The organism is Christiangramia flava JLT2011 (genome assembly GCF_001951155.1).
In the GTDB taxonomy this organism is placed as follows: Bacteria; Bacteroidota; Bacteroidia; order Flavobacteriales; family Flavobacteriaceae; genus Christiangramia; species Christiangramia flava.
Genome location: NZ_CP016359.1, coordinates 146,762 through 159,370, shown reverse-complemented (window position 1 = coordinate 159,370; position 12,609 = coordinate 146,762). Strand labels below are relative to the sequence as shown.

The window sequence follows — 12,609 nt, the reverse complement described above, 5'->3', positions numbered from 1 at the left end:
ACTTAAGAAAAGTGAAAATCTTGTTAACGTAAACTGTTGATGTCTTAAATTCAGCAGTTTATCGATTTGTATTTTACTGATTGTCAGGCTAATATTACCGCTAATTTTTAGGAAGATACGGGTTTTCCTCTATATTTGGTACTACCAACCAACCTCCAAAACACTTCAATATCCCCTAATTTGACCCGCTATTTTGCTGATGGCTAAGTAGTTTAATGTTGAGAGGTAACCAATGGAAAAAAAGCAACTGCTAATTGTGAGCCGGGATCAGGCGTTGATTGATTCGATAACGGAAAAGGTGAGTGTGGTCTATGAAGTGACTACCGAAGCGGCTATACATGCTGCTTTCAACTGTGCACTCAGTCTTTTGCCAGACACCATATTATTCGATAAAACATCCTATAATAAGGTAACCGATTTTAAAAACCTTAAAAATTTTAAATCCACCCATTTTTTAACAAGAAGTTATCTCCTGGTGTTGAGCAAGAGGGAAGAGATCCCGATGCTTAACAGACGGTACAAATCGATCATAGACGAATTTATTCCGGCCATACAGGATGATGAGCGAATCGCAGAACGAATTAAAAAAGCTTCTTTTAAAAATCAGGTCAATTTCAATTACTGGTACGAATGTTTTATGGGGCTGTTCAATTTAATGGCAAAACCGGTCTTACTACTTCAGCAGAATGCCGTACTTGGAATGAACGACTCCTTTAAAAAGACTTTTAAAATCGAGCAGAAAGATGGCCTGAAGCTTACAGATTTTGTCAATATAGAAAACAAGGCGAAGCTGAAATCCAGTATCCGGAACTTTGTGAGAGGTAAGCATCATAAGGCTGTGACTCATACCTCGATACTGATTGGAAATGATAAGGTACGAAATGCCCGAATCAGTTTATCTAAATTAAGTCGCAACATTACTGATCAATTTATTATGATCATTGATTTTGCCGGTGAAGAATATAGTATTAACCAGGCAATTGGATCGCGTGCCGGCCAGATAGAAAAGTGTTTTGAAGAAAACAGTGAATTAGCAGAGTTCTGCTTCACAAAACGAGAAAAGGAAATAATGGAACTTCTTTGTAAAGGATATAAAACCAAGGAAATTTCCGAGACTTTATTCATTTCTCCGAAGACCATTGAAAAGCATCGTTCAAATATTATTAAAAGAACGAATTCAGAAACGATTTTAGAAAGTGTCGTGTTTGCTCTTAATCATAAGTTAATACAATCACCATTTTCTTAAAAGAATGTTAAACGATCACTAGTATGGAAATTATAGGGGAATTCCCCCATAAACATAAGAGAAAACCTAGCATACATTTACAGAAGTATTAAGTACAGAAGTCACCCCATCTTCCCTATTTAATTTTCAACCCTGCACCCCCAAATTCCTACAGCATATTGAGAAATTTTTGTTGAAATCGATGACGATCGATTTTGATGAACATATTTATTTATTAACCATTCTAAATAGTAAAAAATGCACAACCTAGAAAGACCACCCACCGGTAGGTAGTTCCGGTTTCAGAAACCGGTAATTCCCTTTATTAACCATTCTAAATTTTTTAAACCAAAACTTTGTAACATGAAATTAAATTATAATTACATGGTACTGGCTCTATTGCTGGTACTTTGCCTAACAGGCTGTTCGAAAGACGAAGCATCTTCAGTAAATACACCAGATGAGTCGCAATCAGCCACCATCACTTTCCAGGCTCTGCTGGATAATTTAGCAAACAGGTCTATGAATAAAGCTCATTTCGATCAGGTACCAACCTGTTCTGATGGGGTTCCGGAAATTGCTGTTATCGGCATAGAATACGGTAGCGAAAGTAAAACTGTTGTAGTGGATATTCTGGAAGATGAAGAAGGATATTTTACGGCCTACAGTGAAGATTTGAAAGTTCCGGTCCCAAGTGATGGAACAACTACGGTAACCGTAACCTCTTTCATGGTTTATGATGGGGCTACAGATGGTGATGAGACAGATATGTATTACAGTTCAGACTATGGAAACCTGATCTGGATTGCACCAATTTCCACCGATGATGAAAATGAAGATCAATTTGCTGGTTATGTAGACAATCCACTTCCTTACAGTTTTGAACTAAGTCCTGGAACTAAGCCTTATATTCCTATTGACGTACTTTGTTTCGACCGAAGAATGGTCAACGAATATGGTTATGTATTTTTCGATATCGATCAGAAAGAAATATTCAACTTCTGCCTGTTCGGTAACTACTGTACTCCAAGTGGCAGACACTACGTAGCAAATTACAGCATTGATGTATGGCTCGGTGACGATAATACAGGAATCCAGATCTATGATGGATTAATCTCTGAGGCTGTCGATTCCAACAATGATGGAATTTATGAAGAATCACCATTATGTATTGGTCTACCTGATGATCCGGATACAGCTAACGAAGAGTATTATTTTGAGATCACTTTAAGAGATTCTCCTGAATATGATGCCGGAGACGATGAAGGCCGTGTAGTTCTTGCAGGAGTACTTACTGAAGAAGAAGCTAAAAACCTATTTGTTGGCGATAGCATGTTGGAATACTACCACTTCCAGGTTGGTAATTGCGGCGAAAGCGATACTCCTCCAATCTTCAACGATCCTGAAGATGAAACCATGAGATATAAAAGTTGCTTGGGAGCCTTAAATGGTTCTGAAGCAGTCATCTTTGCGTATGCCAAGTTGGAAGGGAATTACCTCACTACAGAAGTTTGGGCGCCATACGTACCATCAGGAGAACATATGCAACATTTACATGGTTCTGCGGATGATACTTTCATCTCATCCTGTCCAGATGAGTCAGATGATGCTAATAACGATGGCTATATCGATATTAATGAAGGTCTTTCTGATTATGGCTTGCCTCAGTTGTTCTTGACTACTTCAGGAGCTACAAATGCCTCTGGCGGAACCTGGCCATCTGGTAGCAGTTATATGTATTCCAGAACGGTAACTCTTGGTAGTGCTGATACTCCTTCGAAAGCAGCTATGACCCCACTTGATCACAAAACTGTCGTGGTTCATGGTATGATGGTAGATGGAACATTTGATCCAAATATGCCAATCGCATGCGGACAATTAGAACTTAATAACTAATAACAACGGCAGGAGAATCTTTTTCTCCTGCCTTTTTTATAGAACCTTTCAAGGACCACCAATCCTTTATTAACCATTCAAATATTACAACTAAACTTTTTTATTATGAAACAAATCAAACTTTACCTGGGAGTACTGGCAATGTTTGCCATGCTGCTCACTTCCTGTAGCAAAGAAGAGACAGGAGCTGCACCGGGTGAAAATGCAAATGATTCGGCTACTTTAGAATTTGGAGCCGTTTTAAACGATCTAGCCAATAGGGCAATGACCAACAAAGCTCACTTTGATGACATTCCAGATTGCTCTGATGCCGATCCTGCAGTTGCGGTAATTTCATTCTCCTTTGGAGAAACCACTAGAACGGTAACCGTAGATATCATGGAAGATGAGCAGGGATTTTTCACAGCCTATGACGAAATGTTTAAAATTCCTGTAGGAGATGAGCCAACTGAAGTGACCCTGCATTCATTCATGGTCTATGATGGCGCTACTGAAGGAAGCGGACCTTTCTTCGATGAAGAAAACGGAAATCTAATCTGGATCGCACCTTCCGAAGCAGATAGCCCAGGATTGTTTGATGGTTATGTAGATCAGGCTTTGCCAATGACATTTTCTGTAGAGGCCGGAACCAAACCATATATCAGCGTAGAAGTATTATGTTTTGACAGGAGAATGGTCAATGAATATGGTTATCCTTTCTTTGACATCACTCCAAAAGAATTGTATCCACTTTGCTTCTTTGCAAACTACTGTTCTGATTCGGGAAGACATTATGTAGGAAATTATGCTGTAAGTGTATGGTATGATGACGGAATCGGGGAACCAATTCAAATTTATACTAACGAAGATCCAGAAACCGGTATGACCGGAGGGGAATACTCTGCAGATCCTTTATGTCTTGTGATCCCAGAATCGCCATTTGATGATCCAGATCAGGATTATATCATTTATCAGGTAACTCCATTGAGTTGGCCAGATTCTTACGGAACTATCGATGAAACTCCTATGCCAATGGTACATTTAAGCTGGAGTGATATAGAAGAACTATTGAGTGGTGATGATAACGATGAAACTACAGATTATATCCACCTATTTATCAATTGCGGAGATAACCCTGGAGGGGGGGATTGTATAGCAGGAGATTCTGACGAAGATGGTATATGTGATGATGTAGATGATTGTATCGATGTAGATCATGATGAGATTTGTGATGATCAGGACGATTGTATAAATGGTGTTGGTGCAGGGTGTAATCCAACCGGAGACTGTACAGCCGGAGATATTGACCAAGATGGCATTTGTGATGACATCGATGACTGTATCGACGTTGATGAGGATGGTATCTGTGATAATGAAGATTGTGATTACATAGATTGTGAAACTTATGAAGGTTGTGAAACTGCTTTCATGTTCGGAAACGATTATGACCTTGAATTCAGAGATATATATGAAGGAAACGGAAAAGGTAGATGGGGCTGGATCGCTCAAGGTTCAGGTACGTATACTATCTATGCGGCAGCCGGAAATAACTACAAAATGGATAATCCAGTCGGAACAGCAACCGTTTCTTCAGACGGCGATCATGTATATGTAACAATTGATTGGGCAGCAGGTTATGAGTTTACAGAATTGCATATTGATATTTTCTCAAGTATGCCTGACTATTCAGATTTAAAAGCTCCTGGACAGTATACTTATAATGAAAGCGATCATTCAGTTGAAGGTATGTACACTTATGACAACCCTTCCGGTGATGATACTTTCTATATTGTTGTACATGCTCAAAGTTGTTCTTTGGCAGATTAAAGATAGGTGTCGGCCTGCTCTCAACAGTGGGCTGATACTCACCATTCTAAATATTAAAACTTAAATTATGAAAAACATAAAATCATATTTTGCCTATGTTGGGATTTTCGCACTGTTACTTACTGCAGGGTGTAGTAAGGAAGAGTCAGGTGCGGTAAACAACGATCCGGCAGATCTCCAGTCGGCTACACTTACCTTTGGAGCAGTACTGGATGATCTCGCTGAAAGGGCAATGAATGCTTCCAGTAAGGCTCATTTCGACCAGGTGCCAGATTGTATGGAAGCGGAACCAGCGATCGCGTACATCAGGTTGACCTATGGTGATACGGAAATTATTACCACTGTTGATATCATGGAAGATGAAGAAGGATATTTTACAGCCTATAGCGAAGATCTGAAAATTCCTGTAGGAAGTAGTGCTACTGAAGTTACCTTAGAGGAATTTAAGGTTTACGATGGAGACACCTCAGAGCCAAGTGATGCATACTATAGTGAAACATATGGTAACTTGATCTGGATTGCGCCAAGAAGAACGAATGATAATCCTGATCAATTTGCGGGGTATGTCGATCAATCATTACCATTTAGCTTTGATGTGGAAGCTGGAACTAAGCCATATATTAATGTGGATGTATTGTGTTTCGACCGCCGTATGGTTAATGAATATGGATATGTTTTCTTCGATATCGTGCCAGAAACCATTTATCCGTTATGCATATTTGCAAATTATTGTAATGAAAGTGGAAGACACTGGGTTGCTAATTATGCAGTAGATTTAGTGTTTGGAGATGAAGAAGTAAGCCATCAACTGTATGATCATATGGACGATAACGCCATGGCTAGCGTTGGAACCACTCAGAGTGGGGAATTCTATGCAGATCCACTTTGTTTAGTAGTGCCTGGACCTCCAGCTAACATTGCAGATGATGAAACTTATCTAACATTGACCGTCTATCCAAAAGATTGGGGAGCCAGTTATGGAGATATCGATAATTCTCCAGTAGTCTATGAACTTTCATGGGAAGATGTGGAAGCCTTATTAAATGATGATGGAGAAACAAACGAGTATTTGCATATTTTCCTAGGAGAGTGTGAAGGAGCTATGACCGGTGACGGTGGTGGTGAAAACGAACCAATGGATTCTGATGGAGATGGTGTGTATGACAATGAAGATTTATGTCCTGATACCCCATCGGGTACACAAGTAAACAGTGATGGATGTCCAGATCAGGATGGAGATGGAGTAGCTGATACTGATGATAAATGTGCTGATACTCCCACAGGAGTACAGGTTGATGCCGATGGATGTGAAATCGTAAACGAAGTTTTAACTTGTACTGAAAGTCTTGGAGATCCTGCGCAAGGATGTACCAGGGCTTTGATACCAACCGTTGATCCAGTAGATTACACTTTGAAAGATGGATGGTTAATGCTGGTTAGTTCTGATGACGCAATTCCGATCCCATTATTTGAAGATGCTGGTACCGGTTATGGCCCATCGACTGGTAATATGACTCCAAGTTTAAGTGGAGGAGTAATGTCTTTTTCAGTCACTGCCAATGAAAATTACTCAATAAGTGGTTATCTTGTACAAGTGAAAGATTCTGAAGGAGATGATGTAGATGTATATTGTACTACTTCAGGAACTAGTATTGGAAGTGATTTGAGCTATCCAATCTATGTCAAAGCTATTGCAAACGTTTGTCCAACAAACTAATTTGCAAAACTCTTAACCCGACTGAATTAATTGACCGGGGGGTGACTAATTTTGCGGGTTAATTTACTCATCTTCCTATGAAGATGATGATAGGCTGCCTGGATTTTATCCAGGCAGTTTTTTTTATAAAAATTTTCCAGAATTATTTTTTATTACAGAAAAATATATATGTTAGTGACTGTACGTCAGTAAGATATAGTGCTGCTGCTAAAAGAAAACAAAACTGAAACATTAGATTTTTCAGCACTTTCCAAAGGTTCTTTTAAATTCTGTAAAGATTTTTTCGCGCTAACCCAAATCCCGAGGATCACTTTACAGATAGATGATGTGTAAGAAATTAATTGTTAAAAAATTAACGTTAATTTTTCTTAAAGATCATGGAATGAACTTTGCTTTTTACTGGCAAAACAAAAAGGAAAATTGAATCAAAACTTAAAAACCTACTTATGAGAAAACAAAAATTGTTTTTCTTGCTACCGGCTTTAGCATTTTTTGCCTGTAGTAAAGACCCCGTTACTGACCAGACCCAAATTTCAACGGAAAATCAAGCAACAATCATTAATGATGAGATAACTGAAATCGCCTTTCCAGACCAGAAGGGAAAAGTGTCAGATGTCTATTATACCGGGATGAAGCTTCCGGTTGAGAACGTAAACGGTAAACATGTTTACCAGGGAGATATATTGCTACCAAAAGGTAAAGTAAGTAAAAGTCCTGTTCAGTTAGTATATGAGAAAGGAGAAGCTCCAACCGAGAAGAGTACTGGTAGAACTTCACACTATTGGCCTGAGAATACCGTTTACTACGAAGTAGACGGAAGTCTGGGAAATAGTGATAGAGTTTATGATGCGATTCGTCACTGGGAATCGAACACGAATGTTCAATTTGTGAAGCGTTCAGGCCAGTCTAATTACGTATATTTCACTCCAGGTTCTGGTTGTTCTTCATATATCGGTATGATTGGCGGAAAGCAGGATATAACTTTAGCTGATGCTTGTACTACCGGGAATGTGATCCATGAAATTGGCCATTCTTTGGGACTTTGGCATGAACAAAGCCGTGCTGATAGAGATTCTTATATCACTATTCATTTTGATAATATTAAAAGCGGCCGCGAATATAACTTTGAAACCTACGTAGATTCAGGTTATGATGGTGATGAATTCACTTCTAAGCTGGACTTTGGTTCTATTATGATGTATAGTGCTTATGCCTTCTCGGCTAATGGAGAACCTACCATTACTAAGAAAGATGGCTCACTCTACAGCGCACAAAGATCTGCTCTTTCGAGTGGTGACATCCAGGGTATCAATTCTATGTACGGAACCTCCTCTTCTGGAGGAACTGAAATAAATTATATCAACGGCGAATATTATACAATTGCCGGGCTAACTGTGCTTCGCTCATGGGGGCTTTGGTATTATTATTCTGATAATCTTGGCTGGAGGGAAGTAAAACTAACCGACGCCGGTTATTGGACATATGCTTAATTGAAGAATAACCCGATAGGCATCTATCGGGTTATTTTAAACGTTTCTTCACACCTATCCACAATCACCTGTAGAATTAGTTCACAAAAATTTAAGAGGACAGAATTTCTCAGAAAATTTCGCACCAACAACCCAAGTCAAAATGCGTAAATGATCGATGAAATACATTTTTTGAATCTTAACATTAAATCCCTACTTATGAAAAATTCCAAATTACTACTGATGGGCTTATTGGCCTTTTTAACTTCCTGTAGCCAAGGCGAATCAATTAACGAAATCGCAAACGAATCGAATGCGATTGAAGTGCAGGATGACTTTACTGAAATTGCCTTCCCAGATCAGGAAGGAAACTGGTCTGACGTGTATCTCTACGGAAGAAAACTTCCAGTAGAAGAGATTGGAGGTAAATTTGTTTATCAGGGAGATATATTCTTACCCGAGAACCAGGTTTCCAGAACTCCCCAAAATTTAATTTTACAGGCCGGTGAAGATGAAGCTTCAAAAAGTGTTGGCCGTACAAGATTTCTGTGGCCCGAAAATATCGTTTTTTACTCCATAGATCCTTCATTGCCTTCTCAACAGCGTGTTCTTGATGCTATCGCTCATTGGGAAAGCAATACAGCTGTTCGTTTTGTAGAACGAACAGATCAGTCTAATTACGTATATTTTACTCCCGGTTCTGGATGTTCCTCTTATGTTGGAATGGTTGGAGGAAAGCAGTACATCACTTTGGCTGATGCTTGTTCTACCGGTAATGCTATTCATGAAATTGGACACTCCCTGGGATTATGGCATGAGCAAAGCCGTGCAGATCGCGATGAGGTGATTACTATTCACTATGATAATATTGTAAGCGGTCGCGAATACAATTTTTATACTTATGAAGAATCTGGCTGGGATGGAGCGGAATATACCAGCAGCCTTGACCTTGGTTCGATTATGATGTATAGCTCGTATTCTTTTTCTGCAAACGGCCAGCCCACCATTACACGTAAAGACGGTTCTACTTTCCGCGCTCAGAGAAGCGGACTTTCTGCCGGTGATATTGAAGGAGTCAATACCTTATATCCTGGTAGCGAACCAGATACTACCGATACTAGTGGAACTGATACTTCTACCGGCACCGATCCGGATACCAGTACTGGAGGTACTGAAACTGGTACTGGTGAGACAGGCGGAACTGGAACCGAAACAGGAGGTACTGAAACTGGAACAGGTGGAACCGAAACAGGATCGGGAGGAACTGAAACCAGCACAGGAGGAACCACTGAACCTACAACCACCACTCCAACTGAAACTGAATACATCAATGGGGAAACCTATACCATTGAAGGTGTTACCGTGTTAAGACTGGATAATAAATGGTGGGTTTACAGAGGGAAATCCTGGAAAGAAGTAGAACTGGTAAACGGCCGTTGGAGGTACGTGAAATAATTCTATAAAAGCCGGTCTATGACCGGCTTTTTTTATAATAATTCTTCAATTCTTTGTTCCGAATATGCCTGTAATTCCGGAAAGAATTGGCGAAATTCCTCTTCAAAGTCTTTATAGAATTCCTTTAATTGAACGATAGACTGGTCCATATTGGAGCGCCTACCCGTACGTCGGTTCATGCCCTGAAGCACTTTCTGAATACCCTCCAGACTGGCATAACTTAGCAGCCAGTTGTCCGCGATCATAAAATCCATAAATTGCTGAACTCGTTTTGGCAATATGCTGCGATTCTTCAGAAGAAGTTCATAGAATCCGGCTGTATATTGCGGTAAAGGGGTCGTTGAAAATTCCTCCCAGTTAGCTGCCAGAAAATGATCGTAAAAAATGTCAACGATCACCCCGCTATAATGACTGTAAAATGGAAAAAGCCGGTGAGTACTTTTTCTCACGATCGGGTGACCATCAGTAAACGAATCAATTCCACGGTGCAGAATAATCCCATTCTGGATCATTTCAGGAAATTTCAGATAAGCTTTCCCTTTCACGGAATCAGCTATGAAATTACCAATTTTCAACTCGTCAATTTCCGCAGAAAGATAAATATGGGCCAGGAAATTCATAGGCGGAAGATACAAATTCAAAAGGGTAAATTTCTGTTAACATTTGGTCTTTCTTTACAGTGCAATCTATATTTGTGAAAAATTTACTTCATGAGTTTAATAAAATCGATCTCCGGAATTCGCGGAACTATCGGCGGAAATACCGGGGATAATTTAACCCCAATAGATACAGTAAAATTTGCAGCTGCCTACGGAACCTGGCTGAAAGCACAATCTGATAAAAAATCATTAAAAGTCGTGGTGGGTCGTGATGCCCGAATTTCGGGAAAAATGATAATGGAATTGACCATGCAAACCCTTGTTGGTCTCGGCATCGAAGTGATCGATATTGGTCTTTCCACTACGCCTACCGTAGAAATTGCGGTGCCTAAAGAACAGGCAGATGGTGGAATCATTTTAACGGCCAGCCATAATCCAAAACAGTGGAACGCCCTGAAGCTTTTGAATAGCAAAGGGGAATTTCTGGATGCCCAGGCAGGAGCCAGAATCCTGGAAATAGCCGAAAAAGAGGAATATCATTTTGCTGATGTGGATGATCTGGGAAAAATCACTTCCCTGAAAAATTATATCGACAAACATATTGAAGAAGTGCTGGCTTTGAATTTAGTAGATGCGGAAAAAGTACAGCAAAAGAAATTTAAGGTAGTGGTAGATGCGGTGAATTCTTCCGGAGGAATCGCTATTCCGCCTTTATTAGAGAAAATGGGTGTTGAGGTCATAAAGTTATATTGTGAACCGAACGGTCATTTTCCGCATAACCCGGAACCTTTAAAAGAACACCTTGGAGATATTTGCAAACTGGTTCAGGAAGAACAGGCTGATTTTGGGATTGTGGTTGATCCAGATGTGGACAGACTGGCGTTTATAGATGAAACCGGCGAAATGTTTGGCGAAGAATATACGCTGGTGGCCTGCGCAGATTACGTGCTTTCCAAAACTCCCGGAAATACCGTGAGTAATTTGTCTTCTTCCCGTGCTTTGCGCGATGTGACCGAAAAGCATCATGGAAAATACCAGGCAAGTGCAGTAGGTGAAGTGAATGTGGTAACGTTAATGAAAGAATCCGACGCGGTTATTGGAGGAGAAGGAAACGGGGGCATTATTTACCCGGAATCTCATTACGGCCGTGATAGTCTGGTTGGAACCGCTTTGTTCCTTACTTTTTTGGCCGAGAACGGCATGAAGGTTTCGGAATTGCGGAAGTCTTACCCTGCCTATTTCATGAGCAAAAATAAGATCGAGTTGACGCCAGACCTAGATGTAGACGGAATACTGAAAGCAGTGGAGCAGAAATATGCTTCAGAAAATGTTTCTACGGTAGACGGGGTGAAGATCGATTTTCCTGAAAATTGGGTACACCTCCGCAAATCGAATACTGAGCCGATCATTCGAATTTATACGGAAGCTAAATCTCAAAAGCAGGCTGATGAGCTGGCGCAAAGAATGATTGCTGAAATAAAAGAAATAGCAGGTTAATCTACTATTTCAGCATGCGCGGGAGGTTGCGAATCTTTGTGTTTCCAACGCTTGTGCGTCCATAAATAATATTCTGGATTTTTCCTGATCTGGTTTTCCAGAAGGTCTAAAAAAGTTCGGGTGATTTTATGAGGTGGCTCGGCCGGAGCGTTTTCGCTGATCGGTTTAAAAGTAGCTTCGTAAAATCCCCGTTTTTTCTTTTCCACATGCAGGTAGATCACGTTCATATCGAGCTTTTTCGCCAGTCTTTCTGAACCTTCAAAAACCGGTACGCGTACGCCCATAAAATGGAACCAGTATTTGGCACGCTGTAATTTTGGAGACTGGTCTGCAATCATGGCATAATTCCCGGGCAAACCTTCAGTTTCATTTCGCTGAATAGTTTCAGTAGCTTCGTACATACTGATGAGTTTCGCATCAAACTTGCCGCGTATATCTCTGATCAATTGATCAAAATAATGATTCCTGATCTTTTTATAGATTCCGAAGGACCTGAATTTGAGTCCGTGAAGTTGCAGGGAGATAAGCCATTCGTAACTGGCGTAATGTCCGCACATGAAAATAATACTTTTGTTCTGTTCTTCCAGTCGACGAAGGAAATCCAGGTTGGTGTAAGTAAATCGGCGTTTGAGTTCTTTTTCAGAAATACTCATGCTTTTGATCATTTCCAGGAACATATCGCACATATGCGAATAGAATTTTTTGCGAATTTGCCTGATCTCGACATCCGATTTTTCCGGAAGAGCTAGTTTCAGATTCGCAGTAACCGTTTTCTTTCGGTACCCAATAAGATGATAGATCACAAAATAACAGCAATCTGAAAACAGGTAGAAAATGCGGAAAGGAAGAATGGAAACCAGCCAGAGGATAGGGTATATCAACCAGAAAACTAATCCTTGCATAAAAATTCTTTCCGCAAATATATGGTATATTTGACACTAAACT

Annotated in this window: 9 protein-coding genes; 7 read left to right on the top strand and 2 right to left on the bottom strand. The window is 40.1% G+C overall.

From position 1 onward, the window contains the following. Positions 1-232 precede the first annotated feature (232 nt). The 6 genes from GRFL_RS00640 (at position 233) to GRFL_RS00615 (ending at position 9,568) form a co-directional block, all read left to right on the top strand. Positions 233-1,246, top strand: a complete 1,014-nt coding sequence (locus tag GRFL_RS00640; protein WP_083642568.1) for a response regulator transcription factor — start codon at positions 233-235, stop codon at positions 1,244-1,246. 342 nt (positions 1,247-1,588) lie between these two features. Next, positions 1,589-3,121, top strand: coding sequence for a hypothetical protein (locus tag GRFL_RS00635; protein WP_083642566.1), 1,533 nt, complete (start codon positions 1,589-1,591; stop codon positions 3,119-3,121). Positions 3,122-3,226: 105 nt separating this feature from the next. After that, on the top strand, positions 3,227-4,927 hold the full coding sequence (locus GRFL_RS00630; protein ID WP_083642565.1) for a hypothetical protein: 1,701 nt from the start codon (positions 3,227-3,229) through the stop codon (positions 4,925-4,927). A 67-nt stretch (positions 4,928-4,994) separates the two neighbouring features. Further along, on the top strand, positions 4,995-6,644 hold the full coding sequence (locus GRFL_RS00625; RefSeq protein ID WP_083642563.1) for a hypothetical protein: 1,650 nt from the start codon (positions 4,995-4,997) through the stop codon (positions 6,642-6,644). A 446-nt stretch (positions 6,645-7,090) separates the two neighbouring features. Continuing rightward, a complete protein-coding gene (locus GRFL_RS00620) occupies positions 7,091-8,134 on the top strand; it encodes a M12 family metallopeptidase (protein ID WP_083645898.1) in 1,044 nt (347 codons plus the stop codon). Between the two features lie 198 nt (positions 8,135-8,332). Continuing rightward, the gene (locus tag GRFL_RS00615; protein WP_083642561.1) at positions 8,333-9,568 is read left to right on the top strand and encodes a M12 family metallopeptidase; all 1,236 of its coding nucleotides are present in this window, start codon (positions 8,333-8,335) and stop codon (positions 9,566-9,568) included. Between the two features lie 32 nt (positions 9,569-9,600). On the opposite strand, the gene GRFL_RS00610 is transcribed toward GRFL_RS00615, so the two are convergent. Next, positions 9,601-10,209, bottom strand: coding sequence for an acyl carrier protein phosphodiesterase (locus tag GRFL_RS00610; protein ID WP_341475761.1), 609 nt, complete (start codon positions 10,207-10,209; stop codon positions 9,601-9,603). A gap of 69 nt (positions 10,210-10,278) precedes the next feature. Here GRFL_RS00610 and glmM point away from each other — a divergent pair, with 69 nt between their 5' ends. Beyond that, on the top strand, positions 10,279-11,664 hold the full coding sequence (gene glmM, locus GRFL_RS00605; RefSeq protein ID WP_083642557.1) for a phosphoglucosamine mutase: 1,386 nt from the start codon (positions 10,279-10,281) through the stop codon (positions 11,662-11,664). Here glmM and GRFL_RS00600 read toward each other — a convergent pair. Beyond that, positions 11,661-12,566: a lysophospholipid acyltransferase family protein gene (locus GRFL_RS00600; protein ID WP_083642555.1), complete on the bottom strand. Its 906-nt coding sequence runs from the start codon at positions 12,564-12,566 to the stop codon at positions 11,661-11,663. The two genes, glmM and GRFL_RS00600, sit on opposite strands and share 4 nt — an antisense overlap. Positions 12,567-12,609 lie beyond the last annotated feature (43 nt).

What these genes read in the sequence shown, in the direction of transcription:
- GRFL_RS00640 (WP_083642568.1), top strand. Translation starts at nt 233, where the DNA reads ATGGAAAAAAAGCAACTGCTAATTGTGAGCCGGGATCAGGCGTTGATT.
- GRFL_RS00620 (WP_083645898.1), top strand. Translation starts at nt 7,091, where the DNA reads ATGAGAAAACAAAAATTGTTTTTCTTGCTACCGGCTTTAGCATTTTTT.
- glmM (WP_083642557.1), top strand. Translation starts at nt 10,279, where the DNA reads ATGAGTTTAATAAAATCGATCTCCGGAATTCGCGGAACTATCGGCGGA.
- GRFL_RS00600 (WP_083642555.1), bottom strand. Translation starts at nt 12,566, where the DNA reads ATGCAAGGATTAGTTTTCTGGTTGATATACCCTATCCTCTGGCTGGTT.
- GRFL_RS00625 (WP_083642563.1), top strand. Translation starts at nt 4,995, where the DNA reads ATGAAAAACATAAAATCATATTTTGCCTATGTTGGGATTTTCGCACTG.
- GRFL_RS00630 (WP_083642565.1), top strand. Translation starts at nt 3,227, where the DNA reads ATGAAACAAATCAAACTTTACCTGGGAGTACTGGCAATGTTTGCCATG.
- GRFL_RS00635 (WP_083642566.1), top strand. Translation starts at nt 1,589, where the DNA reads ATGAAATTAAATTATAATTACATGGTACTGGCTCTATTGCTGGTACTT.
- GRFL_RS00615 (WP_083642561.1), top strand. Translation starts at nt 8,333, where the DNA reads ATGAAAAATTCCAAATTACTACTGATGGGCTTATTGGCCTTTTTAACT.